Raw genomic sequence first — 25782 nt, forward strand, 5'->3', positions numbered from 1 at the left:
ATCAACCGGACGGGTGGGGGATGAAGGCGGCGGACGGCATGGACGGCACCGAGGAGAAGCGGGCGGCGGGCGGACGTCCCACGTCGAAGGACGTGGCCCGGCTCGCGGGCGTGTCGCACACCGCGGTCTCCTTCGTGTTCAACGGCCGCGCCGAGGGCAACCTCTCACCCGCCACCCAGGAACGCATCCGGCAGGCCGCCGCCCGGCTCGGCTACCGCCCCGACCCCGTCGCGCGCGGCCTGCGCCGCCGCCGTACGGCCGTGATCGGACTGGTCACCGACGAGATCGCCTCCTCGCCCTTCGCCGGCCGGCTGCTGCGCGGCGCCATGGAGACCGCCTGGGGCAGCGACCACCTCGTCCTGACCGTCGACTCAGGCGGCGACCCCGCCAAGGAGGACGCGGCGGTCGCCGAACTCCTCGACCGCCGCGTGGACGGCATCATCTACGCCGCCATGTCCCTGCGCCGCGTCCGCGTCCCCGAGGGCCTGCACCGCACCCACTCCGTCCTCGCCAACTGCGTTCCCGAGGACGACTCGCTGCCCGCCGTCGTCCCCGCCGAGCGCGCGGGCGGCCGTACGGCGGCCCGGCTGCTCCTCGACGAGGGGCACCGCAGGGTCGCGATGATCGGCGGCCAGGACGACATCGCCTCGGTCGAGCGGCTGCGCGGCTTCCGGGACGCGCTGCGGGCGGAGGGGATCACCGTCCCCAAGGAGTGGGTGGTACGCAGCGGCGGCGAGATCTCCGGAGGCTACGAGGGCGCGCTGCGGGTCCTGGAAGGCGTCCCCGCCGACCGGCGTCCGACCGGTCTCTTCTGCTACAACGACCGGGTCGCGGCGGGCGTCCTGCACGCCGCGACCCGGCTCGGCCTCGCCGTCCCCGAACAGCTGTCGGTGGTCGGCTACGACGACCAGGAGCACATGGCCGCCTTCCTCACCCCGGCCCTCACGACCGTCGCCCTGCCGCACCGGGCGATGGGCGAGGCCGCGGCCCGGCTCCTCCTCGACTCCATCGACACCGGCCGGACGCCGCCCGCGACGGTACGGCGCCTGGCCTGCCCGGTGATCAGCCGTGCGTCGGTGGGACCTGCTCCCACCCTGTGACCGCCGCCCCGGCACCGGTGACGACGAGCTCCGGCACATCGCCCGGCCGCATATAGACCCGCTCGGTCACCGTCGCCCGGTCCCCGACGAACACCTCGAACAGCGAGCCGTCGACCAGGATCCGCACCTCGTCGGCCGGAGCCCGCACCACGACCGGGGCGGAGCCGTCGGCCCGGGCCCGCGGCCAGTCCGCACGGTCGAGCGTCACCGTCCCTTCGTCCGGATCCAGTACGACGGTCAGTTCCGCACCCGACGCGGCCCGCAGGAGACTCACGGCGGTCCGGCCCGACGCGGTCACCGTCAGGTCGTACGACGACGGCAGCGGCGTACGCCCGCCCGGCGCCGTCACGAACGGCTCGGCCGCACGCAGCAGTTCGAGCTCCGGAGCCGGTACGACCCTCAGCGCCCCGTCGGCATGGACGTCCACCACGCGCGGCGCGGTCAGGACGCCGGCCCACCCGGCGTGATCGACCTCGCTCTGCTCGCGGGCCTCCCAGGACCAGCCCCACATCAACGCCCGGTCGGGTTCCTGGAGTACGGCGGGCGCGTAGAAGTCCCGGCCGTGGTCGAGGCGTCCGCCGGTGCGGGTCTCGAAGCGCAACTCGCCGTCCTTCAACGGCTGGAGACGGCCCGTCAGATAACCCGTGGCGCACGGGTCCCCGTCCCACAGCGACACCAGCAGCACCCACTCCCCGCTCGCCGTCGCGTACAGCTGAGGGCACTCCCAGCCGACCGCCTTGTCCCCGAACGCGTCCAGTGCGACCGGGTCGTTGCCGTCGAGCAGCACCCCGGCGAATCGCCAGTCGGACAGGTCGTCACAGTCGTACACAAGGACGGAAGGGGTCCCGTCGGCGTGCCCCGCGCCCACCAGTGCGCAGCGTCGGCCCCCGCTGCGGAACACGAACGGGTCGCGGAACATCACCACGTCCAGACCGTCCGGCGGGCCGGTCACGACGGGGGTGGGCAGGGGCTTCCAGTCGGTGAGCGTCTCGTCCTCCGGCATCAGGGCCCGCGCCAGACAGATCGTGCCGAGCCCGGTGTGGTGCCGGTCGACGCCGGTGTAGACGGCGGTCGGCACGCCGTCGTCGTCGACCACGCACCCCGACCAGCAGCCCGCCTCGTCGGGGCCGCCGGGGGTCGGGGTGAGGGCGATCGGGTGGTGCTCCCAGTGGGCGAGGTCGGGGCTGGAGACATGGCCCCAGTGGACGTTCGCGTGGACCGGGGCATCCGGGTTGTGCTGGAAGAACAGGTGATAGCGGTTCCGCCAACGGAACGGCCCGTTCGGGTCGTTGATCCAGTTCGCGGGCGGACGGACCCGGAACCGGGGGGCGCCCGGGGTGTGGCTCAACGGTTGACTCCTGCGGAGGTGATGCCCTCGCGGAGAGGGCGCTGGCCGACGAGGAACACGGCGAGGGCGGGGAGCATGGACAGCACGACACCGGCGAGCACGACCGAGATGGAGCCGGTGCCGAGGTTGCCCTGGAGGGAGACCAGGCCGAGGGGGAGGGTGTAGTTCTGGCCCGAGGTCTCCAGGATCAGCGGGCGGAAGAACTCGTTCCAGTGGTAGTTGAAGGCGAGGACGCCGACGATCGCCAGGCCCGGCGCGGCCAGCGGCGCGTACACGGACCGGAAGATCCGCCAGGGGCCGCAGCCGTCCAGCATCGCCGCCTCACCGAGGTCCTTGGGCATGCCCAGGAAGTACTGGCGCATCAGGAAGGTGCCGAAGGCGGTCGGGAAGGCCGGGATGATCAGACCGAGCAGGGTGTCGGTCAGCCCCATCGACTTGAGCACCAGGAACACCGGCACGATCGTGACCTGCAAGGGGACCATCATGGTCGCCAGGACCAGTCCGAACAGCGGCTTCTTGAAGCGGAACTCGAGACGGGCGAAGGCGTAGCCGGCGAGGCCCGCGGTGATCATCTGGCCGACCGCGATCAGGGCGGTCACCAGGGTGGAGTTCAGGGCGAGCAGCCACACGTCGATCTGGTCGAAGACCCCGCGGTACGACTCCACGGTCGGACTCGTCGGAATGATCTTCGGTGGCAGATCGAAGGACTCCGCCGGGGTGCGCAGCGAGGTGGAGACGGTCCAGATGACCGGTCCCAGGGTCAGCAGGGCGCACACCGCCAGTGCGGCGATCCGCGCCCAGGGCGCGAGCTGGTGGCGCGCTCGGCTCACGGTCATAGTCGCTTGGCTCATGGAGGACTCACCCGGCTCACTGGTAGTGGACGAAACGCCGGCTGAGCCGGAACTGGAGGGCGGTGACCGCCATGATCAGCACGAACAGCAGCACACCCACCGCGGAGGCCTCACCGAAGCGGAGCTGTTCGAAGGCGCTCTCGTAGATGACCATCACCACGGTCCGGGTGGAGTCACCGGGCCCGCCGTTGGTGAGGACGTACGGCTGCTCGAAGACCTGGAGCGCGTTGATGATCCCGACCACCGACGCGACCAGCAGGGTGGGGGAGAGGAGCGGCAGGGTGATGCTGAGGTGCTTGCGCAGACCGGTCGCCCCGTCGAGGGAGGAGGCCTCGTGGATCTCCTTGGGGATGTTGTTGAGGCCGCCGACGAAGAGGAGGAACGAGAAGCCGAACTGCTGCCAGACGTAGACCAGGACGACCGTCGCCATCGCCGCGTTCTCGGACGTCAGCCAGGGCACCGGAGCGATCCCGACCGTGCCGAGGAGCCAGTTCACGACCCCGAAGTCCTGGTTGAACAGGTACTTCATCACCACCGAGATCGACGCGGCGGACAGCACCAGCGGGAAGAAGAACGCCGAACGGAACACCGAGCGCAGCCACATCGGCATCCGCCCGTTCACGGCGAGCGCCAGGACCAGGGCGATCAGCAGTTGCAGCGCGACCGCGAACACCATGAACACGAGCGTGTTGCGGAAGGAGACCAGTACGGTCGAATCGCCGAACACCTCACGGTAGTTGGCGGTCCCGGCGAAGCTCGGGTCGTCGATGACGTTCCAGTGGAAGAGGCTCAGCACCACCGAGCCGATGATCGGCACGACGGTGAAGACGACGATGCCGACGATCGTGGGCGCGAGGAAGAGGGTGGCGAGGAGCCGGGTGCCGCGGTCGCGGGCGGACCGGCGGGGGACGCTCGCCGGGGCCGTGAACGTCCTTACGGGTGTAGCTATCTGAGTGTTCGTCATACGTCACGCTCCATGGCCTTCTCCAGGTCGCCCTGCATCCGGCGCAGCGCGGGGGCCACCGAACGCCGGGAGGCCAGCGCGGTGCCGGTGTGCTTGAGGAGCACCTGCTCGACCTCGGCCACCTGGGGCGGGGCGGGGATCGGGCCGGTGTCGGGGAACTTGTCGAGGGTGTCGTAGAAGACCTGCCAGTGCTTCGGGCCGATCTCCGCGTAACGGTCGGCGGTGAGCATCGAACGGCGGGCCGGGGTGGTCTGGTTGGTCTCGAACAGCCGCATCAGGGTGTCCCGGCGGGCGGCGTACTTGATGAACTCCCAGGCCTCGTCCTGCCGCTTCGAGGTGCGCAGCAGCGCGTAGCCGGCGGCGCCGAACTGCATGCGCTGGGTGCGCCAGCGCGGGAAGTACTGCACGTCGAAGCTGTCGGCCTCCATGCCGGCCAGATGCAGACCGCCCGCCCAGAAGCCGCCCGCCGGGGTGACGCCGACCCGGCCGGTGGAGAACACGCCGATGAGGTTCTGGCCGTTGCCGCCCTCGGGCCGGGTGCACAGGTCCTCCTGGATGAGGGAGGCGAGATAGTCGTACGCCTCCTCCACCCGCTCATGGGTGGCCTGCGGGGTCGTCCACCGGAACCCGCCGCCGCGTCCCTGCCGGTCGGCGGCGGGGTAGAAGGAGTCCCACAGCCACGTGCCGCCGGGCGCCTTGGACTCGCTGAGCAGATTGGTGCCGTTGGCGAACAGCCACGGGACCACGCCGCCCCACAGCCGGTTGGTCCAGAAGTACGGGGTGAACTGGGCGCCGCTGGACTTCTTCATGTCCCGCAGCAGCGTGGTGAAGTCGTCGCGGGTCCAGTCGGCGGCCGGGAAGTCCGCGCCCGCGCGCTTCAGCACCTGGTGGTTGAGGTACATGTCGGCCGCGTTGAACTCGACCGGCAGCTGGTAGAGGCTCCCCTCGTACATCATCGACTCCACCAGCGAGGGGTGGACGTCGGCGAAGTACTCGCGCAGCTCCCCGGCGTCCCGCTTGACCCAGTCGTCCAGCGGGACCCCGAGGCGCTGCGCGAACAACTGGACGCCCTCGGTGGCGACATACACGAGATCGGGGGCCGTGCCCGCCGCGATCTGCGTGAGGATCTTCGCGAAGAAGTCCGACCAGTCGACGGCCTGCACGGCGTTGATCCGGAGCTTGATGTCCGGGTGGACCTTCTTGAAGCCCTCGGTGAGGGTGCGGACGGCCTCCGGTCCGTAGGCGGGGCCGAGGGTCGCCACGACGAGCGAGCCGTCGTCACGGCCGGGGATGTCGGCTCCGGTGAGCCGGTCCCAGCTGGCGGCCGTACCGGCGAGGGCGGCGGCGCCCGCGCCGTAGGCGCCGTACCGCAGCAGTGTGCGGCGGGAGAGGTGCGAGTCGGTCATCCATCGGGCCTAACTCGTGTTAGTTCAGGGTTGATGCCCCAGATGATGGGAAGCCCGCCACGGCGCTGTCAAGAGTCGTGCACCCCTTGACCTTTAACGAGTTAGGTCGCAGAGTCCTGGACCGATGAGCCGCCCTTTCTGACGTCTCTGATGTCTCTGACGTCTCCGACGTGTTCGGCGAGAGGAACGATGTGTGATGCGTGGGTTGTCCAGAAGAGCACTGTTCGCGGGTTCGACGGCCGGCGCGGCCGCCGTACTGCTGCCGGTGGCCGCGGGACCGGCCGAGGCGAAGCCCAAGTCGGCCGCCGCGTGCGCGAGTTACCGGGCCGCGTACCACTTCACGGTCCCCGACCAGTGGAAGAACGATCCGCAGCGACCGGTCTGGATCGACGGCGAGTACCACTACTACTACCTGTACAACCCGGACTATTTGACGGGCGGCACCGAGGCGGGAACCGCCTGGCGGCTGGCCACCAGCCGGGACCTGGTCTCCTTCACCGACCGGGGGATCGCGGTGCCCAAGGACACCACCGTCAACGGCGACGTCTGGTCGGGTTCGGCGGTGGTCGACACCGGCAACACCGCGGGCTTCGGCGCGGGCGCGGTGATCGTCCTGGTCACGATGTCACCGGGTGGCGGCACCGACCGGCAGGCGCAGTTCCTGTACTACTCGACTGACGGTGGACGGACCTTCAGCCCGTACGGCACCGCCCCGGTGCTGCCCAGCCCCGGCGTGCGCGACTTCCGTGACCCCAAGGTGATCCGCGACGAGGAACGCGGCCGCTGGGTGATGGCGCTGGCGGAGAACAACAAGGTCGGCTTCTATCACTCGGCGAACCTGAAGTCCTGGACCTACGTCGGTGGATTCATCAAGGACGGCATCGGCGTCCTGGAGTGCCCCGACCTGTTCCGGATCACGGCGGACGACGGCACGGCGAAGTGGGTGCTGGGCGTGAGCGCCAACGCCAAGGGGGCGGGGCTGCCCAACACCTACGCCTACTGGACCGGCTCCTTCGACGGGACGACATTCACGGCCGACGCGGGCGCCCCGCAGTGGCTCGACCACGGCTGGGACTGGTACGGCGCCGTCACCTTCGAGAAGCGGGCCGCCGACGGCACGCTCGACGCGAGCACCCGGTACGCGATCGGCTGGCTCAACAACTGGGACTACGCCAACACCGCGCCCACGATCGACACCGACGGCTTCAACGGCACCGACTCGATCGTCCGCGAGGTCACCCTGAAGCGCGCGTCCTCCGGCGGCTACCACCTCGCCTCCCGCCCGGTCGCCGCGCTGGACTCCTACGTCTCGCGGACGGTGAGCCTCGGCGACCTGGAGGTGAGCGGCACCCGCCTCCTGGACTACACGGGGACGGCGTACGAACTCACCTGCGAGATCACCTGGGACCAACTCACCGGCGCGGGCCTCCAGTTGCGCCGCTCACCCGACGGAGGCCGTCACATCGACGCCGGCGTCTACGGCGACTACGCGTTCCTCAACCGCCGCAACACCGTCAACCCCGACGCCTCAGGCCGCTGGCAGGAGAGCCACAGCCCCTTCGACCGGGCCGCCCGCGCCGTGCAGCTGCGGATCCTGGTCGACCGTACGTCCGTCGAGATGTTCGTGGACGACGGCCGGTACGTGCACACGTCGGAGGTCTTCCCCTATCTGATCGACACCGGACTCGCCCTCTTCACGATCGACGGGACGGCGGTCTTCCGGGACGTGGTGATACGGGAGTTCACCGTGTGAGGTGCTGAACCCACCCGCTCCGAAAAGGAGTTGGGCCGCCGCGCGCGGACGCGCACACTCGGCTCGTGACGGTCGAAGACAGCGTTCTCGTCGAAGACAGTGTTCTCATCGACGCGCTGGGCAGCGAGCCGCGCCGCCCGGACGCCTTCCGCGCGCTGCTGCGGCGTGGCCCGGCGGCCCTCCCCGCCATTCGGCGAGGGCTGGTCCATGCGGAGCCCCGGGTGCGCGAGCAGTGCTGCCTCCTGCTGGACGAACTCCTGGTGCCGGAGGCCTCGGACGAGCTGGCCGCACGGCTCGACGACCCCGATGCCAGGGTGCGGGTGGCCGCCCTGCACGCCCTGTCCTGCCTGCGCTGCAAGCCGGACGCGGACAGCTGCCGTCCCGACCGGGGCCGGCTGCTGCCGCGTGCGGTCCGGCTGCTCCACGAGGACGAGGACCCGCAGGTCAGGATGAGGGCGGCGGAACTGCTGGGGCTGTGGGTGCACGAGGACGCGGACGCCGTCGGCGCGTTGGTCCGCGCCCGCGACGAGGACCCCTCCCCGGCCGTGCGCAAGAAGGCCGGCTGGTACGCGCCCGGCGGCCCCATACACCGCCGTACCGCACCCAAGGGTGTCTATCGTCGGTGACATGCGCGTAGTACTGATCGGCGGAACCTCCCACACCGGCAAGTCCACCGTGGCCCGGGCGGTCGCGGACCGGCTCGGCTTCGCGTACCGCCCCACGGACCTGCTGGCCCGGCACCCCGGCCGGCCCTGGCGGACACCGGAGCGCGAGGTGCCGCCGCATGTCGCCGAGCACTACGGAACCCTCGCCGTCGACGAGCTGATCACCTCGGTCCTCGACCACTACGACCGCCTGTGGCCGCGTATCGAGGAGCTGATCACCGAGCACGCGAAGGGCGAGGGGCCGGGGCTGGTGCTGGAGGGCTCCGCCCTCTGGCCCGACCGGGTGGCCGGACTGACCGTCCCGCACACGAAGACGGTCTGGTTCACGGCGGACGACACGGTGCTGGCCGCGCGCATACGGCACTCCGCGCGGGGCGAGGAGCGGTCGCGACTCGTGGAGAAGTTCCTTGCCCGCAGCGTGCGTTACCAGCAGCTGATGGTGGAGTCCGTGGACGCGCACGGCCTGTGCCGCCTCGACACGAGCGGTCGTTCCGTGGCCGAACTGGTGGCGGCGGTCCTGTCCGGGCCCTGTCGCCAGGAGCCGTGATCGCTGACACGATCTTCCTTCAGCGATCTTCCTTCAGCGGCCGCGGACGAGCAACGGAGCACGGATGACGACGAACACGGGCACGGCGCAGGCGGAGCACCTCCCGCGGATCGAGGTGAAGCCGGTCGCCGGGCACATCGGGGCGGAGATCACGGGCGTCGATCTGGCCGGGGACCTCGACGACGCCGTGGTCGCCGCGATCAGGGCGGCGGTGCTGCGCTGGAAGGTGGTCTTCTTCCGGGACCAGCGCCTCGACCACACCGGGCATGTCGCGTTCGCGCGCCGGTTCGGGGAACCGGTCGTGCTGCGCAAGCGCGGCAGCGCCTCACCGCCGGACCACCCCGAGGTCGAGACGACCGCCGACCGGCTGGAGCTGGGCGGGAAGTTCGGCATGGAGCACGACGAGTGGCTCCAGCGGCGCCGGCACACCCTGCTGCGCGGCTGGCACTGCGACCACGGCGCCCGGATCGACCCGCCGGCCGCGACGATCCTGCGCGCCGAGACCGTACCGCCGTACGGCGGCGACACCACCTGGTCCAACCTGGCCGCCGCGTACGCCGGACTCTCCGCCCCCGTACGGGAGTTCGTGGACGGACTGCGGGCCGAGCACCGGCTGGGCGTCGGCTATCAGTCCCGCCCGGGCGACGACTCGTACGTCCGCCACCTGCTGGACCACCAGGTCGCCTCGCTGCACCCGCTGGTCCGCGTCCACCCGGAGACGGGGGAGCGGATCCTCTACGTCAACGGCTACTACGTCGAGCGCGTCGCCGACCTCTCCCGCCCCGAGAGCACGGCGATCCTGGACCTTCTCCTGGAACAGGCGGTCCGCCCCGAATACACGGTCCGCTTCCGCTGGGAACCGGGCAGCGTGGCCTTCTGGGACAACCGCGCCACCATCCACCTGGCCCCCAGCGACAACGCCCACCTCGGCTTCCCGCGGACCATGCACCGGGTGATGCTCACCGGGGACGTCCCGGTCGGCGTGGACGGCAAACCGTCGGAGCCGATCACCGGTACCGCCCCCGGCCGCTGGTGACCTCAGGCGGTAGGCCGCCAGCCGAGTGCGGGGCCGAGCTTCGTCGCCATGTCCGTGAGGATCTGGACGTAGTCGTCGTGCTCGAAGGTGAACGGCAGGGCGAACGCCACCTCGTCGACCTCGCGGAACGCGGCTTGCGCGTGGAGCTGTTCGGCGATCCGGTCCGAGGTGCCGACGATGTCCGGGGCGAACAACAGGCGCGCCGGGCCCTGGGGCGAGGTGGTGCGGGGAGCGCGCTTGGCGGCGAACTCCTCGTACCGGGCGCGCTGTTCGGGCGTGGCGGAGTCGGTGGGGATGACGACCAGGCCCTGGGAGACACGGGCCGTTTCGCCGTCCGGGTGCGCGGCGCGGAAGGCGCGGATGTGGGAGAGCTGGATCTTGGCGAAGTCCGTCGTCTCCTCCGGATGCTCCGCCTTGACGACACTGCTGGTCAGGAAGTTCATACCGTGCTCGCCCGCCCAGCGCGCCGAGCTCAGGCTGCCGCCGCCGTACCAGAGCCGACGCCCCAGACCGGGGGAGTGCGGCTGCACCCGGTCGGAGAACACCTCGAAGCCCTCGACCCCGCTGAAGTCGGTGGCCGGCTTGCCGCGCACGAGGTCGAGGAGCCGCCGCACCCGCTCGTACGAGAAGTCCTCCACCTCGGCGGTGCCCGGGTAGAGGGCCTCCTTGACCTGGTCGTAGTGCATCGGCGGGCCCACGCTCACGCCCGGGTTGATCCGGCCGCCGGACAGGATGTCGACGGTCGCCAGGTCCTCGGCCAGCCGCAGCGGGTTCTCCCAGCCGAGCGGGATCACCGCGGTGCCGAGCTCGATACGGCTCGTGCGCTGCGAGGCCGCCGCCATGACCGCGACCGGGGAGGAGATGCCGTACTGGAGATGCCGGTGGCGCAGCCAGGCGCTGTCGAAGCCGAGCCGCTCACCGAGCTCGATGATCTCCAGCGTCGACTCGTGGCCGCGCCGCGGGTCGGCCTCGTCGAAGAGGCCGATGGTCAGGAAGCCCAGCTTGCGCAGGGGGCGTGGGGTGGGCGGCACGGGCTCCTCCAGAAGTGTTTGACCTATCAAGTAGTACGGCAGTGCCAACCGGGTCGGCCCGTGATGTGTTCCCCACCCCGGTCAAGATCAGGTCAGGTCACGTGAGGTCAGGTCAGGTCAGGTCAGGTCAGGTCAGGTCAGGTCAGCGGGATGGTCACCTCGTCCTCGACCGGCGGGTCGAGCTCCTGGGCGAGGTTGCCCGTGGCCGCGTAGCAGCGCAGCCGGACGGCGTCCGGGGTGACGTCGAGGCGCAGGAAGCACTTGAAGAACGGCGGGCTGTAGGTCGCCGAGCTCGGCGAGAACAGTTGCGTGTAGATCTTGCGCACCGGCAGCCGGAACCGGGAGGTACGGGTCCCTGCGCCCAGCAGGCTCGCGACCAGCCGGGTGCGGAAGGTGACCCGGGCCTGCTCGCCCGGCGTACGGGTCAGCGGGATGCCGAGGCGCTCGGCGATGACCGCCGCCGCCTCGGCCTCGGTCAGGGTGAAGAAGCGGCGCAGCCGCAGCCGGCGGCCGTAGAGCCTGCTGTAGAAGGCCAGGGAGTCGCCGCGCAGGGGATAGCAGCGGAAGTCCCGCTCCGTGACGTTCGCGACGGACACCTGCGGGATGGTGTGCGTGGCGTGCATGAAGGCACCGCCGCCGCCCGCGACCACGTACTGGATCGTGCGGCCTTCCACGTCCACCGGGTAGCGCTGGTAGTTGTGGATGTCGCCGCCTATCGCCGCGACGTAGTGGTGCTCCGGGTCGCGCACGATGTCGTCGACCGTGCCGCCGCCGTCGATACGGCAGGGGTGGTGCTCCCCGTCGACGTACAGGGGCGAGCCGGTGACGAGGATCTTCGGGCGCGGCCCCTGCGACACCTCGCGCAGCCACGCGCCCTGCTCGGCGTCGATCGTGCCCAGCAATCCGGTGTCGATGCCTATGATCCGCACCGGTCCGGCGTCGATCGCCCAGTACGGGCCCGGCTGGGCGGCCTGTTGGACCGGGTCGGACCGCAACTGCCGTGCCGTGTCGAGGTGCTGTCCGTCGCGCGGGTTCGGGCGGTGCCACAGGAGGTGGCGCAGCCAGGCGCGGGTGAGGGGGCGCGGCCGGGGCTCGGGCGGCAGCGGCGGGGTGTCCGCGCAGAAGACCCGCATGAAGGCACCGAGGTCCTCGTACCAGTCGTGGTTGCCCGGTATCGCGTAGATCGGCGCCCGGTAGTCCTGGTACGGGCGGAAGAACTTCGTGCCGTAGTCGTCCGCGCTGCCGACGGGATAGATCACATCGCTGGCGATCACCGAGAAGCGGGTGTCCTGACTGACCTTCAGAAAGCCCGGTACGACGGCGTATTGGGGCGCGTCGCCCTCGCCGGTGTCGCCGATCACCATGAAGGAGAACCGGTCCGGGTCGTCGCGCCGGATCACCTTGCCGGTCGGCGCGTCCGCGTCCGCCGCCGCGCGCTGGGCCACCCAACGGCTGCGGGTACGGCCGGTGGGATCCCCGAACCAGGAGGCGAGGACGCCGTTGCGGGCCGCCCACAGGGTCTTCGGGTTCAGCCACGAGATCTTCTCGACCTCGGCCGGCATCAGCCGTTCGTACTCGCCGCGTTGAGCGGCACCCCAGCCGGCGCCCTCGGCGGTATCGCGTGAAGAGTCAGACACCGGTGCACCGTAACAATGATCTAGCAGGCGCGTTCGAGCAGGGGGAAGGTGAACGAACCCCGGTCAGGCGGGCCGCCGTTGTCCTACCACTCGCCGGTGCGCTGGGACGCCTCGTACGGATGCGGCCGGGCGCGCGGAGGCGCCGCCGGGGAGTCGAAGACCGAGCTGTGCCGCGGGGCGGGCGGCTCCTCGGCGGGGAGTGCCTTGGGGCGCCGGTGCGCGGTGGGGCGGTCCCAGTCGCCGTCGCCCAGGACCAGCAGCGGGTCGAACATCACGACCACACCGGCCAGGACGAGGAAGATGACCGGCCCGATCAGCATCGGCAGCAGCAGCGAGGTGGCCGAGTCGCCGTCCCAGGTGCCGCCGGTCGTGCCGTGCACATGGACACTGACGGCGGCCATCGCCGTGTAGTGCATGCCGGACACGGCCACACCCATCACGAGACTGGCCCCGAGGCTCGTCAGGAACCCGCGGATGGTGACGGCCGCCCACAGGGCCGCGGTGGCCGCGACGATCGCGATCACGATGGACAGTCCGACGGTCAACACGTCATAGTCGATCGCGCCGTTGAGGCGCATGGCGTACATGCCCAGGTAGTGCATGGCGGCGACACCGAGTCCGGTGACGGTGCCCGCCAGCGCCAGATTGCCGGTGCCGGAACCGCGGTAGCCGACGATGAAGACGCCGACGCCGACCACGGCGACCGCCACACCGAGGCTGAGCAGGGTGAGGCCCGCGTCATAACGGACCCGGGTCTCCTCGACCTGAAAGCCGATCATCGCGATGAAGTGCATCGTCCAGATGCCGCAGCCGATCGACGCGGCGCCGAGCGCCAGCCAACCGGGCTTCCACGACTGATCGTTGAGCAGGGACCGGACGATGCAGCGCAGTCCCAGCGCCCCTCCCAGGCAGGCCATGAGATAGGCCGCCACCGGTGTCACCGGGCCATAACGGAACCCGTCAACCGTGCCTTCCATCTAGCCAACTCCCCCCAGAGTCACGGCTGCTGTGAAGGAATTGTCTACGGGGTATGAGTCGCATAAAGCAAGCATTTACCGCCAGTAACCAGTGAACTCTGAATTACCAGCACTTCACTTCGGTCACCGGGCGATCGGTTTCGGCCATGAACGACTCCGGTCACCCCGGTGTCGCCACCCCAGCCGCACGACACCGGCCCCTAGGCTTCTCCCGGCACCCGCACGACCCGAGGAGCACCCATGGAACCCCCGTACCCCGACACCCACGGGCCCGACGAGCAGCCCGCACCGCACGCACTGCTCGCGCCCGTGCTCGGTCTCCTGGGGACGTGGCACGGCCGGGGAGAGGGCGAGTACCCGACACTCGCCGACGACTTCACCTACGCCCAGCACGTGACCTTCAGCCACGACGGGCGGCCCTTCCTGCGGTACGAGGCCCGGGCCTGGCTGCTCGACGGCGACGGGGCCCCGTTGCGCCCGGCGGCCCGGGAGAGCGGCTGGTGGCGTCTGCAACCGGACGGCCGGGTGGAGGCGCTGATCACCCAGCCGACCGGGATCGCCGAGATCGCGGTCGGACACGCGGCGGACGGCACCGTCGACCTCGCCACCCACGACGTGGCCCTGACCCCCACCGCCAAGGACGTCACCGCCACCCGCCGCCGCTACACCCTGACCGACGCCGACACCCTCACCTTCGTCCACGACCTGGCAGCCGTCGGCCAGCCGCTCCAGCACCACCTCTCGGCGACCCTGCGCCGCGAACGCTGAGATCCGGCGAGGCGGCGTCCCATGGTCAGGTCAGTGCACCGAGAGACCGCCGTCGACGAAGATCGACTGCCCGGTGACATAAGCCGAGGCGCCGCTCGCCAGGAACACGGCCGCACCCGCGAAGTCCTCGGCCAGACCGTTGCGCCCGACCATCGTGCGCGCCGCGAGCGCCGCGACCTTCTCGGGGTCGGACGCCAGCCGCTCGTTCAACGGCGTCATCACGAAACCCGGCACCAGGGTGTTGCAGGTGACGCCGTACGGCGACCACGCCTCGGCCTGTGAGCGCGCGAGGGACTCGAGCCCGCCCTTGGACACCCCGTAGGCGCCGCTCTGCACGAACGCCCGGTGCGCCTGCTGCGAGGTGACGTGGATGATCCGCCCGAACCCCCGCTCGGCCATGCCCGGCCCGAACCGCTGCCCCAGCAGGAAGGGCGCCTCCAGGTTCACGGCCATCGTGGTGTCCCAGACCTCCTCGCCCAGCTCGCCCATCGGCGGCCGCAGATTGATCCCGGCGCTGTTGACGAGGATGTCGGGCTCACCGAACACCCCGGCCGCCCGCTCCGCCGCCGTACGCACCCCGTCACGGCTGCTCAGATCACCGCTCATCCAGGCCGCCCGGCAGCCCTCCGCCGTCAACTCCTCGACGGTGGCCACCAGTTCGGCCTCCTTCCGCGCGACGACCACGACACCCGCCCCGGCCCGGGCCAGCGCCCCGGCGATCGCCCGGCCGATACCGGAACTGCCACCGGTCACCACGGCGACCCGGCCGTCGAGAGAGAACATGTCGGAGAGATAGGTCTGGGTGCTCATGCCTCGAACCCTAGACGCAGCGATCTATTCGAACAAACGTTTGCCATCGTGGGCGGAGTGGAAAGCGACCGTACGTGTCCTCTCTCCCCGAACAGCTCGTCCGCACCGACCGCTTCAGCCATGGCGTGCCCCGGCGGTTCACGCTCACCCCCGACGGCTCGACGCTCCTGTTCCTGCGGAGCCGGGCGGGCGACGACCCGGCCGCCTGCCTCTGGGTGCTGGACCTCGACACACGGTCCGAACGGCTGCTCGCCAGCGGCGGAACAACGGGCATCGAGACGTACGCCACCGACCGCACCGCGGGCTTGGCCGCCTTCCCCCTCGCGGGCGCCCTCTGGACGGTCGCTGTCCGCCGGGGCGAGCCCCGGCGCCTGCCCGCCGTCGGCCCGGTCACCGATCCGCGCCCCGATCCGACCGGCCGCCGTATCGCCTACGTCTCCCGGGGCGCGCTGCGGGTCATCGACGCGGAGGGAACAGCTGACCGGGCGATAGCCGAACCTCCGGGCCCCGATGTCGAGTTCGGTGCCGCCGAGCACACCGGCGCCACCTCGCCCGAGGGAGCGCGCGGCCACTGGTGGTCGCCGGACGGCGAGCGGCTGCTGATCGCCCGTACGGACTCCTCGGCCGTACCGCACTGGCCCGACGACCGGCCGCCCGGGCTGCGGCTCGCGGCCGCCGGCGCCGCGAATCCCGACGTGACGCTGTGGATCGCCGATCTCGACGGGGCGTCGACCCGGGTCGAGTGGGACCGCGGCGCCTTCGAGTACGTGGTCGGGGCGGGCTGGGACAGCCACGGTCCCTTCGCCCTCGTGCAGTCCCGCGATCAGCGCACCGTCCGCTTCCTCGCCGTCGATCCGGCCGGCGGCACGACGAGCCTCGTGGACGAGCGGCGCGACGACCACTGGGTGCACCTCGTCCCGGGCCTGCCCGCGCGCACCGACACGGGTGCCCTGCTCTCCCACGCCGATCTGCACGGCACCCGGCACCTCACCACGGACGGCGTCCCCATCACGCCCGCTGGGCTCCAACTGCGGGCCGTGCTGGGCGTGGAGGGCGAGGAGGTGCTGTTCACCGCGTCCGAGGAGCCGACCGAGACGCACCTGTGGAGTTACCGCGTCCGGGAGAAGCCGCGAAGGCTGACCTCCGGTGCCGCGGTGTACTCCGGTGCGCGGCGAGGCGGCACGCTCGTGTGCGTCGCGGACCGCGCCGAGGTGCTGCGGGACGGTGAACCGGCCGTGTCCGTCACGTCGTACGCCGAAACGCCGGTACTGGACGTGCACGCGATCCCGCTCGTGCTCGGCCCGCGCGAACTGCGCGCCCGGCTGTATCTCCCGTCATGGCATCACCGTCCTCAGGGTCGACTGCCCGTGCTGCTCGACCCGTACGGCGGCGCCGGGCATCAGCGGGTCACCGCCGAGCGGGACTGGAAGTCGCTGGTGTCGCAGTGGTTCGCCGAGCACGGGTTCGCGGTCCTGGTCGCCGACGGGCGCGGCACTCCCGGACGCGGCCCCGACTGGGAACGCGAGGTCCACGGCGACCTGTTCGGAGTCGCCCTCGACGATCAGGTGACCGCCCTGCGCGAGGCCGCCCGCCGCCACCCCGAACTCGACCTGGGCCGGGTCGGCATCCGGGGCTGGTCCTACGGGGCCGGGCTCGCCGCGATGGCCGTGCTGCGCCGACCGGATGTCTTCCATGCCGCGGTGGCCGGAGCGGGGGTGGCCGATCAGCGGCTCTTCAACGCCCATTGGCGTGAACGCTTCCTCGGTCACCCCGACGAGTTCCCGCAGCGCTACGAGGACTCCTCGTCGCTGCGGTACGCGCCGGCCCTGAGCCGCCCCCTCCTGCTGATGCACGGCTCGGCGGACGCCCGCGTCCCGGTCGCCAACACCGTACGGCTGTCCGCCGCACTGCACGCGGCCGGGCGCCCGCACGAGGTGTACCTCATGCCGGGCGCCGGCCATCAGCCGTGGGGGACCCCCGTCGCCGTGACGCTGCTGGAGCGTCAAGTGCGGTTCCTGCGGCGCCACTTGGGGGTCAGCTGAACGGGTCGAGCGTCAGATACGCCCGCTGCGGGTTTCCGTCGTGCACCAGGGACTCGTGGTTGCCCACGTCGTCGAAGGCGAACGCGTAGGCCTTGCCGTCGGCCATCTGGGCGTGGATGGCGCGGGCGTAGTGGTTGGTCACCGCGTCCTGGTAGAAGCCGGCCGATGAACTGTCGGGCTGGTTGGGGTTGGTGAGGAGCGTGGAGCGGTTGAAGCCCGCGCAGAGGGTGCGGGAGATCGGGCCGCGCACCGCGTCGTTGGGGGCGTCGAGGAGCTTGTGGCAGCCGAAGACGCTGGAGGCGTCCGGCTTCTGGAAGCTGGTGACGACCGCGCCGGAGGTGTTGGTGAAGTTCATGACGCCCCCGGAGACCCGGCCGTAGTACTTGGTGTTCGGCTGGTCGGTGAACGGGGTCACCGTGAGGGTCGAGGTGGCGTACTTCTGCCAGACGCGGTTGATGTAGTCGTCCAGGACGGAGGCCGGCAGTGCTCCGGTCTCCAGGCCGTAGGCGGGGGAGAGGGCGCGCAGTACCGTGCCGTCCGAGCGGGTCTGGATCAGGCCCGCCCAGCCTCCGGACTGTGCGCGCAGGGAGTTGAGGACCGCGTTGTAGCCGCCGGACTTGAGGTGGCCGGTGCCGGCGGTGCTGCCGTCGGCGCGCTGGACGCCCACCGCGTAGGGGGCGGAGAACATGTCGACCTGGGTGCTGTTGAGCCACAGGCCCGAGTCGTTGAGCGTGTACTCCGACCAGTTGAAGAGGATGTCCCGGTTGGGGTCGCTCGGGTTCTGCACGGCCGGCTGCACCAGGCCGCCGGTGGTCAGCCGGAAGTCGAGCTTACGGCCGTACGAGAAGTAGATGCGGCCGGAGAACTTGGGGATCCGTATCGTCGTGGACTGCCCGGCGGCCGGGCCCGCGATGGCGGCGTCCGGGGCGGGGGTGGGCGGGTTGCCGCCCGCGGGCCACGCATGGAAGGTGCCGTTCGCGTCGGCCCAACCCTGCTGGCCCGTCGCGAGGTCGGTGCCGAGGTTGTAGACGTAGACCGCGTCACCGCGGCCGGAGTTGTTGGTCAGTTGCAGGGGGATCGTGGCGGGCACCGCGCCGCTGGCCGGCTGCGATGTGCCGAGTGTGAACAGGCCGCCGAGCAGCGTGGCTGCCGCGACTGTGGCAAGGAGTTGATGCCTGAGTCGTCCGAGCACTCTCCACCTCCGTATGTGGGGGGATGGGGGGAGGGATTGGTCCGTACCTGCCTTGAGAGCGCTCTCAGCGTTGCGCCGCGACGCGGGCATGTCAATGAACTCGACGGAATTGACGTAAGGGTGGGGAGAGCGGAGAGCCGGCACCCTCCGGTGCCGGCCCCTGACTCAGAACGTGCGCTTGAGCAGGTCCAGCAGCGCCGCCCAGTGCCGCTCGGCGCCCTCGCGGTGGTACGCGGCGGTGTCGGCCTGGGTGAAACCGTGGTGCGCTCCCGGGTAGACCTCGCAGCGGTGCCGTACGCCCGCCGCGGTCAGCGTGTCCTCCAGGAGCTTGATCTGCTCGGGCGGCAGCGAGGGGTCCTCGTCGGCGTGGCCGAAGTACACCTCGGCCGTGATGTGTTCCGCCACCAGGTGCGGGCTGTCCGGGGCGTCGGTCGCCAGCCGGCCGCCGTGGAAGCCGGCCGCGGCCGCGACCCGGTCCGGGTAGGTGCCCGCGGTCAGCAGCGAGAGCCGGGCGCCCATGCAGTAACCGGTCAGCGCGACCGGGCCCTCGGCGACGAGCGGGCTCTCGGCCAGCCACCCCAGATAGGCGCCGGCGTCGCGCATCGCGAGCTCGGGGGTCAGGGACTGCATGACCGGGCCGATCGCCCCCCACAGGTCGGGCCGGGAGTCGGTGTCGATGAACTCGGGCAGGTCGAAGACCGGCGTACGGCCGTGGCGGTAGAAGACGTTGGGGACGAGGACCGTGTAACCGGCCTCCGCGAGCCGGTCGGCCATCGACCTCAGGTGCGGGCGCAGGCCGAAGGCGTCCTGGAAGAGCAGGACGCCGGGGTGGGGCAGGCCGTCCCCGGGGTGGGCGAGGTAGGCGTCGGCCACGCCGTCCTCGGTGGGGATGTCCACGGCTGTGCCCTGTACGGAGGTCATGGGGGTGCCTCTCTGTGCGGTAGACGGCGAGCGGGTCGCCGGCCCGGCGGGGCCGGGACCGCGAATATGCTTTCACGCACCATCCAACCGGGGCGCGACGGCCCCCTCGGAGCCGCCCGAACCGGGCCTGCGTGAACCGGGCCTACTCGAACCGGCTCGTGTCGCCCGCTCCGTGCCGGATGATCTCCGCCTCGCCGTTGGAGAAGTCGATGACCGTCGTCGGCTCGGTGCCGCACTCGCCGGAGTCGACCACCGCGTCCAGCACATGGTCGAGACGGTCCTTGATCTCCCAGCCCTGGGTCATCGGCTCGTCCTCGTCGGGCAGCAGCAGGGTGCTGGACAGCAGCGGCTCGCCGAGCTCGGTGAGGAGGGCGTGGGTGACGACGTGGTCGGGGATGCGCACACCGACCGTCTTCTTCTTCGGGTGCTGGAGCATGCGCGGCACCTCCCTCGTCGCCGGGAGGATGAAGGTATAGCTGCCCGGCGTCGACGCCTTGATCGCCCGGAACACGTCGTTGTCGACCCGTACGAACTGGCCGAGCTGCGCGAAGTCCTGGCAGACGAGGGTGAAGTGGTGCCGGTCGTCCAGGCGGCGGATCGTCCGGATGCGGTCGATGCCGTCACGGCTGCCCAGCCGGCAGCCGAGCGCGTAGCAGGAGTCCGTCGGATACGCGATGAGCGCCCCGTCCCGGACGCTGTCGGCGACCTGGGAGATGGTGCGCGGCTGGGGGTTGTCGGGGTGCACGTCGAAGTACTTCGCCATCCGCCGAGCTTATGCCGTTCCGGGGCGGCGGCAGCGCAGGCCGGGGCCGTTCGGGCACCCGTCCCGCGGCCGCGCGGGGAGACCGCCGGCGACGGGTGGGGTAACGTCCCGGACCACTGTGCCGAGGTCGGGACGAGGGACGAGGAGAAGGGCGCTGTGGCGGGCAGAGAGGACGGGACCCCTCGGGCGAAGGGCACCGACGCGTTGTGGGCGGAGGAGCTGCTCGACCATCTGCGGCCCAACGGGCGGGACGTCCGCCGGATCGTCGCCTGGCTCGCGGACGGAGTGGACGGGAAGGCGGCACTGCGGGACGCCTCCGGCACCCTTCTCGCCGGCGCCCGCTTTCCGGTCGACGAGGACCTGGTCGCCGACATCGTCGCTGGCCGCATAGCCTCCGCCGCCTGGGAGGGCGAGGGCCGGCACCAGCGCCTGGTCAGGGTGGAGCAGCCGTACACGGCCGAGGTGGGCGTGCTGGCCGTGTGCCGCGAGGCGCCCTTCGACCGGCGGACCGCCGACATGGTCACGCACACTGCCCAAGTGATCGAACTCCTGCTCAGGGCACGGGAGACGGCCGCCGCCGGGCGGCGTCTGGAGCGCGCCACGGCGGATCTGCGGCTGGCGATCCTGCAACTGCTGATGGTCGAGGACATCGTCTCGGCGCGCCGGGTCGCGGCCGGCCTGTGGCCCGGACTGCTCGACACGGACTCCGCCTGCGTCTACGTCGTCGAGGGCAGCGCCGGGGAACGCGACCGGCTGGCCGACGCGTGCCTGGACGCCACCCGCGAGCAGGCCCTGGTCGTGCGCTGCCCGGCCGTGGACCAGCACGTGATCGTCGTCGCCCCCGAGGAGACCGCGGCCCGGGAGCTGCGGTCGCTGATCGAAGGCCGCCCCGGCACCTTCATGGGCGGCAGCGCCCGGCAGAGCCTCGCCCGCACGGCCACCGCGTACGGACAGGCCGTCAGCGCCCTCGCCGTCGCCCACTTCCGCCCCGACAACGCGGCCGTCTACGCCGAACGCACCCACCCCGAACGCCTCATGGACCCCGCCCGGCTGCACGACTGGACGACCCGCCTGCTGAGCCCGCTCGATGTGCTGGCCCACCACACCCACGCCGAACTCCTCGCCACGACACGGCTGGGCCTGGAGTTCACCGCCGTCAGCGCCGCCAAGGTCCTGGGCGTCAGCCGCAACACCGTCCGCGCCCGCATGGAACGCGTGGAGGGGCTGCTGGGCACCGACTTCTCCGATCTCACCGTCCGCGCCCTGGTCCACCTGGCCCTGAACACCCAGGTCGGCATGGAACAGGGGCCCGGCGCGCGGCAGACGGCGCCCGTGCAGCTGTGGGAACTGCTCTCCGGTCCCGCGCTGCGCACCTGGGCCCAGGAACTCCTCGGGCGCCTCGACACGGACACCCGCGACCTGCGCCGCACCGTGCGCACCTGGATCGCCGCGGGCGGGAACGCCGAGCGGGCCGCACAGACCCTCGGCGTCCACGCGCAGACCGTCCGCGACCATGTGCGCAGCGCGGAACCCGTTCTGGAGCGGCAACTTCTGGCCGCGAGCAGTGACCTGTACGAGGTCGTTCTGGCCCATCTCGCCACCGGAGAGCTGGAATTGCCCCGGCTCGAAGCTTAGAAAACGCGCCATTCGGACTCACTTGTGCACAGGTGAGTCCTCCGACGTGGGCACCGGGCATCAACACGGTTCACAACCGCGCTGCCATTCACGTAAGTTCAACGAGCCGCAGGGGCACGACCGGAACGGGGGACCGGTCAGTGCCCCTGTTCGCGTGGTCGGCCCCTCAGCCGCTCCTGCGGCGTCGGCTGATTGGCCTGCGCGGAACGGGTACCCGGGCTGCTCCGGAACGACAACCGCTGGAGGAGGCCCGCATGACCAGCAGCACGGAGACCGGCGGAGTGACCGGTACGCCGGACAAGGACTACAACCTCATCTGGTACGTGGAAGCGTGCCTGAACAACGCGCTGCGCCTGGAGACGTACATCCAGGACGCCGAGCGGAGCAAGGAGACCCAGGTCGCGGACCTGTTCCGCAAGGCCCAGGCGGACAGCCGCAAGGGCGCCGAGATCGGCAAGGGACTCCTGCGCGCGCGACTGAACGGCGGCTGACCCCGAGACCCCAGCGCCCGGCCGGACTCACCGGCCGGGCGCTTTGTCGTGCGGGCCCACAGCGATCTCTCGGCCGGTTCCCGGGCCGCTTACCTCGTCCTCCCATTTTTCCTCGCAAGGATCGTCGGTGTTCCCCGCCGCCCGCCGGCGGATGGATCGACAGCGGACTCCCCGTCAGTTCCCAGCTTTCTCCCCGCGTTTCCCCTGCCGCACCGGTCAGAGTCGACCAGTGCGCCGCCAGGACGCGGGTGCGCACGGGAGCCGCCCCCCACCGACCCCCATCGCTCGAGGAACCCATGACGCAGACAATCAGTGGCTTGCGTACGACCGGGAGTTTCCAGGCCCCGACACCGGCCGACGCCACGGACACGGCCGGGACACGGGCGCCGACCGTCGAGATCGTCATCCCGGTCTACAACGAGGAACGGGCGCTGCCCGGCTGCATCCGCACCCTGTACGCCCGGCTGCGGGACGAGCTGCCGTACCCCTGGCGGATCACCGTGGCGGACAACGCCAGCGTCGACGGGACGCTCGCGGCGGCCCGGGAGCTCTGCGAGGAACTGCCCGGCGTGGGCGTGGTCCATCTCGACCGCAAGGGGCGTGGTCTGGCGCTGCGCACCGTGTGGGGTGCCAGTGACGCCGAGATCGTGGTCTACATGGACGTCGACCTGTCCACCGGCCTCGACGGACTGCTCCCGCTGATCGCCCCGCTCGCCAGCGGCCACTCCGACCTCGCCATCGGCAGCCGCCTGGCCTCCGGCGCCCGTACCGTGCGCGGCCCGCGCCGCGAACTGATCTCCCGTTGCTACAACGGCCTGATCCGGCTCACCCACGGCGCCCGCTTCAGCGACGCCCAGTGCGGATTCAAGGCCGCCCGCACCGAGGTGCTGCGCCCGCTGCTGGCGAAGACGGAGGACGACGCCTGGTTCTTCGACACCGAACTGCTGCTGCTCGCCGAGCACAACGGGCTGCGGATCCACGAAGTCCCCGTCGACTGGGTGGAGGACGTCGACACCCGCGTCGACGTCGTCGGCACCGCCACCGACGATCTGCGCGGGCTGTGGCGGATGGCCCGGCTCAAGGCGTCCGGCGCCGCCCGCGTCCCGGTCCCGGCACGTCCGCAACCCGCCGCCGAGCACCCCGACGCCGTCCTCGCCCCCGACACGGCACGTTCCCAACTCGCCTGGCAGATCGGCTGCTTCGTCGCCATCGGCATCGCCTCGACCGCCGGACAGGCCCTGCTGTACTGGCTGTTGCGCGGCTGGTGGCAGCCCGCCCTGGCCAACTTCGTCTCCCTGCTGGTGCTGACGCTCCTCAACACCGAGGCGAATCGCCGCCTCACCTTCCGCTACGCCGCCGACGGCATCGGCGCCGGACGCGCCCACCTGGGCGCGGGCGCCCTGTTCGTCATCGGCTACCTCATCACCTCGGCGGCCGTCCTGCTCTTCCGCGACGCCGTACCGGACGCCTCGGCCGCCGCCGAGACCCTCGTACTGGCCGTCTCCTCGGTCCTGGTGACCGGCATCCGCTTCCTGGTGCTGCGGCTCGCCGTCTTCCGCCGCGCCTCCTGACCCCCACCCCGAGAGCGAATCTCCCCGTGACCCACACCACCGAGGCGCCGTCGGGCACCGTGCCGCGCCTCCCCGTAAACGGCCGCGCCCTGCCAAGCTGGGCGGCCCCCGCCGCGCTCGGCGCGATCCTGCTCCTGTCCGCCCTGCTGTACGGCTGGGCGCTCGGCTCGCTCGGCTGGGGCAACAGCTACTACTCGGCCGCCGTGAAGTCGATGGGCCAGAGCTGGACCAACTTCCTCTTCGGCTCCTTCGACCCGGCCGGCGTCGTCACGGTCGACAAGCCCCCGGCCGCGCTCTGGCCGCAGGTGCTCAGCAGCAAGATCTTCGGCCTGCACGGCTGGGCGCTGATCCTGCCCCAGCTGCTGGAGGGCGTCGCCGGGGTCTTCGTCCTGCACCGCACGGTCCGCCGCTGGGCGGGCGAGGGCACGGCGCTGCTCGCCGCGCTGGTGATGACGCTGACCCCGATCACCGTGGCGATCAACCGGGACAACAACCCCGACACCCTGCTCGTGCTGTTCCTGGTCTCCGCGGCCTACGCCCTGACCCGCGCCTTGCAGTCCTCGGGCCGCCCGTCGACGTGGTGGCTGTGCGCGAGCGGCTTCCTGATCGGCTGCGGCTTCCTCACGAAGATGATGGCGGCCTGGATGGTGCTGCCGGCCCTCACCGCGGCCTGGCTGGTCGGCGCGACCGGCACCTGGCTCACGCGGGTCGTGCGGCTGCTGATCGCCGGTGCCGTGTGTGCCGTCTCCTCGCTGTGGTGGGTGGCGATGGTCGCCTGGTGGCCGGGTGACGACCGCCCGTACATCGGCGGCAGCACCGACGGCGGCGCCTGGGACCTGGTCACGGGCTACAACGGGCTCGGCCGGATCTTCGGCGAGAGCGCGAGCAGCGGCGGCACGGGGAACATCGGCGGTGCCTTCGGCGGTGAGTCCGGTCTGCTGCGGCTGTTCAACGACCAGGTGGCCGGGCAGATCAGCTGGCTGCTGCCGGTGAGCGCGGTCGCGGTGATCGTCGCCGCCGTCGGGGCGGTGCTGCGGCGGCGCGGCCACGGCTCGGCGGGCGAGGCGCTGCCGGGCTCCGGGTGGGCGCTGTGGGGGACCTGGCTGGGGGTGTGCGGGCTGGTGTTCTCCACGCAGGAGGGCACGTTCCACCCGTACTACACGACCCAACTCGCCCCCGCCGTCGCCGCGTTGGCCGCGGGCCTGGTGACGGCCCTGGCACGCGCGCACCGGGCCGGGGCGCGCTGGGCGGTGCCGGTGGGTGCGGGGACCGTGCTGGTGACGGTGGTATGGGCCGTGGTCGTGATCCGGCGGGTGCCGTCCTGGCACGGGTGGCTCGCCTGGGCCGTCGCGGTGCTGGGGCTGGTCGCGGTGGGGCTGCTGGCCGTGGCGACGCTGAAGCCGCGGCTGACGGTGGCCGCCCTCGGCGGCGCGGTGTGCGCGGTGCTGCTCGCGCCCGGCGCGTGGGCCGTGAGCGTGCCGGCCGGATCCGGCTCGGCGATGGGCGGAGTGAACCCCACGGCCGGGCCGACGTCCCTCTCTTTCGGCGGCGGGCGGATGCCGGGCGGGAGCGGGGGCTTCGAGCTTCCGGAGGGCTTCGAGATGCCGGGCGGCAACGGGAACGGCGAGCTGCCGGAAGGCTTCGAGATGCCGCAGGGGAACGGGAGCGGCGAGTTGCCGGAAGGCTTCGAGATGCCGCAAGGCGGTGCCGGCGGTGACCTGCCCGAAGGCTTCGACCTGCCCGAAGGCACCGGCACCGGCACCGACACCGGCACCGGCGGTCTGCGGGGCGGCTTCGGCGGCGCGGGCGGCGGCGCCACCCTCACCTCCGAGCAGCGCAAGATCCTCGACTACGCCACGCGGCACTCCGACGGCGCCCGCATCACCCTCGCCGTCGAAGGCGGCGCCACCGGCGCGGCCACGTACATCCTGGACAGCGACGCCACGGTGATCGGCATGGGCGGCTTCAGCGGCACCGACAACGCTCCGTCCGTCCAGCAGCTGGAGAAGTGGACCAAGAGCCGGGAGCTGCGTTACGTACTCGGCTCGGGCGGCGGCATGGCGGCCCGGATGGGCGGCGAGGACGGCGCGGCCACCCAGCGGTCCGACTGGATCGGCGAGAACTGCACCGAGGTCCCCGCCAAGGAGTACGGGGGCAGCACCGAGAGCGGCGGTTCCGGCACGGGCGGCATGATGGGCGGTATGAGTACGACCTTGTACGACTGCGCCGCCCAGGCCCGGACCCAGTAGCCCCCGGCAGAACGGACCCCACCGC

Annotated in this window: 22 protein-coding genes; 11 read left to right on the top strand and 11 right to left on the bottom strand. The window is 71.4% G+C overall.

The annotated features are described in order from the left end of the window. Window positions 1–38 precede the first annotated feature (38 nt). Complete coding sequence (locus ABZ928_RS17280; protein ID WP_361520686.1) at window positions 39–1100, top strand: LacI family DNA-binding transcriptional regulator; 1062 nt, start codon at window positions 39–41, stop codon at window positions 1098–1100. On the opposite strand, the gene ABZ928_RS17285 is transcribed toward ABZ928_RS17280, so the two are convergent. From ABZ928_RS17285 to ABZ928_RS17300, 4 genes are read right to left on the bottom strand one after another with little or no spacing between them, the layout of a single operon-like run. Further along, window positions 1063–2448 carry a glycoside hydrolase family 32 protein gene (locus ABZ928_RS17285; RefSeq protein ID WP_361519037.1) on the bottom strand — a complete coding sequence of 462 codons (1386 nt, stop codon included), beginning with the start codon at window positions 2446–2448 and terminating at the stop codon, window positions 1063–1065. The two genes, ABZ928_RS17280 and ABZ928_RS17285, sit on opposite strands and share 38 nt — an antisense overlap. Continuing rightward, window positions 2445–3299 carry a carbohydrate ABC transporter permease gene (locus tag ABZ928_RS17290; RefSeq protein WP_361519039.1) on the bottom strand — a complete coding sequence of 285 codons (855 nt, stop codon included), beginning with the start codon at window positions 3297–3299 and terminating at the stop codon, window positions 2445–2447. Before ABZ928_RS17290 ends, ABZ928_RS17285 begins: the two co-directional genes overlap by 4 nt. Before the next feature lie 16 nt (window positions 3300–3315). Then, on the bottom strand, window positions 3316–4263 hold the full coding sequence (locus tag ABZ928_RS17295) for a sugar ABC transporter permease (RefSeq protein ID WP_361519040.1): 948 nt from the start codon (window positions 4261–4263) through the stop codon (window positions 3316–3318). Further along, a complete protein-coding gene (locus tag ABZ928_RS17300) occupies window positions 4260–5669 on the bottom strand; it encodes an extracellular solute-binding protein (RefSeq protein ID WP_361519042.1) in 1410 nt (469 codons plus the stop codon). Before ABZ928_RS17300 ends, ABZ928_RS17295 begins: the two co-directional genes overlap by 4 nt. A 196-nt stretch (window positions 5670–5865) precedes the next feature. Between ABZ928_RS17300 and ABZ928_RS17305 the strand changes: the two genes are divergently transcribed. The 4 genes from ABZ928_RS17305 to ABZ928_RS17320 all read left to right on the top strand — a co-directional run bounded on the left by ABZ928_RS17305 (window position 5866) and on the right by ABZ928_RS17320 (window position 9670). Further along, complete coding sequence (locus tag ABZ928_RS17305) at window positions 5866–7422, top strand: glycoside hydrolase family 32 protein (protein WP_361519044.1); 1557 nt, start codon at window positions 5866–5868, stop codon at window positions 7420–7422. Window positions 7423–7487: 65 nt separating this feature from the next. Continuing rightward, window positions 7488–8048 carry a HEAT repeat domain-containing protein gene (locus ABZ928_RS17310; protein ID WP_361519046.1) on the top strand — a complete coding sequence of 187 codons (561 nt, stop codon included), beginning with the start codon at window positions 7488–7490 and terminating at the stop codon, window positions 8046–8048. A 1-nt stretch (window position 8049) separates the two neighbouring features. Further along, window positions 8050–8634 (top strand): hypothetical protein, encoded by a 585-nt coding sequence (locus ABZ928_RS17315; protein ID WP_361519048.1) that lies wholly within the window; start codon window positions 8050–8052, stop codon window positions 8632–8634. Window positions 8635–8698: 64 nt separating this feature from the next. Continuing rightward, window positions 8699–9670 carry a TauD/TfdA family dioxygenase gene (locus ABZ928_RS17320; RefSeq protein WP_361519050.1) on the top strand — a complete coding sequence of 324 codons (972 nt, stop codon included), beginning with the start codon at window positions 8699–8701 and terminating at the stop codon, window positions 9668–9670. 2 nt (window positions 9671–9672) lie between these two features. On the opposite strand, the gene ABZ928_RS17325 is transcribed toward ABZ928_RS17320, so the two are convergent. The 3 genes from ABZ928_RS17325 to ABZ928_RS17335 form a co-directional block, all read right to left on the bottom strand. Continuing rightward, the gene (locus ABZ928_RS17325; protein WP_361519052.1) at window positions 9673–10701 is read right to left on the bottom strand and encodes an LLM class flavin-dependent oxidoreductase; all 1029 of its coding nucleotides are present in this window, start codon (window positions 10699–10701) and stop codon (window positions 9673–9675) included. A 137-nt stretch (window positions 10702–10838) separates the two neighbouring features. Beyond that, a complete protein-coding gene (locus ABZ928_RS17330; protein ID WP_361519054.1) occupies window positions 10839–12338 on the bottom strand; it encodes a metallophosphoesterase in 1500 nt (499 codons plus the stop codon). 83 nt (window positions 12339–12421) lie between these two features. Beyond that, window positions 12422–13315 carry an MHYT domain-containing protein gene (locus ABZ928_RS17335; protein WP_361519056.1) on the bottom strand — a complete coding sequence of 298 codons (894 nt, stop codon included), beginning with the start codon at window positions 13313–13315 and terminating at the stop codon, window positions 12422–12424. Window positions 13316–13555: 240 nt separating this feature from the next. On the opposite strand from ABZ928_RS17335, the gene ABZ928_RS17340 reads away from it, so the two are divergent. Continuing rightward, window positions 13556–14083: an FABP family protein gene (locus tag ABZ928_RS17340; protein WP_361519057.1), complete on the top strand. Its 528-nt coding sequence runs from the start codon at window positions 13556–13558 to the stop codon at window positions 14081–14083. 30 nt (window positions 14084–14113) lie between these two features. Here ABZ928_RS17340 and ABZ928_RS17345 read toward each other — a convergent pair whose 3' ends face one another. Next, the gene (locus ABZ928_RS17345) at window positions 14114–14893 is read right to left on the bottom strand and encodes an SDR family oxidoreductase (protein WP_361519059.1); all 780 of its coding nucleotides are present in this window, start codon (window positions 14891–14893) and stop codon (window positions 14114–14116) included. A 74-nt stretch (window positions 14894–14967) separates the two neighbouring features. Here ABZ928_RS17345 and ABZ928_RS17350 point away from each other — a divergent pair, with 74 nt between their 5' ends. Next, window positions 14968–16935, top strand: a complete 1968-nt coding sequence (locus ABZ928_RS17350) for a prolyl oligopeptidase family serine peptidase (protein ID WP_361519061.1) — start codon at window positions 14968–14970, stop codon at window positions 16933–16935. Here the strand turns inward: ABZ928_RS17350 and ABZ928_RS17355 are convergent. From ABZ928_RS17355 to ABZ928_RS17365, 3 genes are all read right to left on the bottom strand, one after another. After that, window positions 16928–18127: a glycoside hydrolase family 64 protein gene (locus ABZ928_RS17355; RefSeq protein WP_361519063.1), complete on the bottom strand. Its 1200-nt coding sequence runs from the start codon at window positions 18125–18127 to the stop codon at window positions 16928–16930. The genes ABZ928_RS17350 and ABZ928_RS17355 overlap by 8 nt on opposite strands. 165 nt (window positions 18128–18292) lie before the next feature. Further along, window positions 18293–19048 carry a dienelactone hydrolase family protein gene (locus ABZ928_RS17360; RefSeq protein ID WP_361519065.1) on the bottom strand — a complete coding sequence of 252 codons (756 nt, stop codon included), beginning with the start codon at window positions 19046–19048 and terminating at the stop codon, window positions 18293–18295. A gap of 142 nt (window positions 19049–19190) precedes the next feature. Continuing rightward, entirely contained in the window at window positions 19191–19811 is a 621-nt protein-coding gene (locus ABZ928_RS17365) for an L-threonylcarbamoyladenylate synthase (protein WP_361519067.1), read from the bottom strand. A 156-nt stretch (window positions 19812–19967) separates the two neighbouring features. On the opposite strand from ABZ928_RS17365, the gene ABZ928_RS17370 reads away from it, so the two are divergent. From ABZ928_RS17370 to ABZ928_RS17385, 4 genes are all read left to right on the top strand, one after another. Continuing rightward, window positions 19968–21446 carry a helix-turn-helix domain-containing protein gene (locus ABZ928_RS17370; protein ID WP_361519069.1) on the top strand — a complete coding sequence of 493 codons (1479 nt, stop codon included), beginning with the start codon at window positions 19968–19970 and terminating at the stop codon, window positions 21444–21446. 254 nt (window positions 21447–21700) lie between these two features. Beyond that, window positions 21701–21937, top strand: coding sequence for a hypothetical protein (locus ABZ928_RS17375; RefSeq protein WP_361519071.1), 237 nt, complete (start codon window positions 21701–21703; stop codon window positions 21935–21937). A gap of 296 nt (window positions 21938–22233) precedes the next feature. Continuing rightward, window positions 22234–23508 carry a bifunctional glycosyltransferase family 2/GtrA family protein gene (locus tag ABZ928_RS17380; protein WP_361519073.1) on the top strand — a complete coding sequence of 425 codons (1275 nt, stop codon included), beginning with the start codon at window positions 22234–22236 and terminating at the stop codon, window positions 23506–23508. A gap of 26 nt (window positions 23509–23534) precedes the next feature. After that, on the top strand, window positions 23535–25757 hold the full coding sequence (locus ABZ928_RS17385; RefSeq protein WP_361519075.1) for a glycosyltransferase family 39 protein: 2223 nt from the start codon (window positions 23535–23537) through the stop codon (window positions 25755–25757). Window positions 25758–25782 lie beyond the last annotated feature (25 nt).

This window comes from Streptomyces sp. NPDC046909 (assembly GCF_040644695.1).
GTDB lineage: Bacteria > Actinomycetota > Actinomycetes > Streptomycetales > Streptomycetaceae > Streptomyces.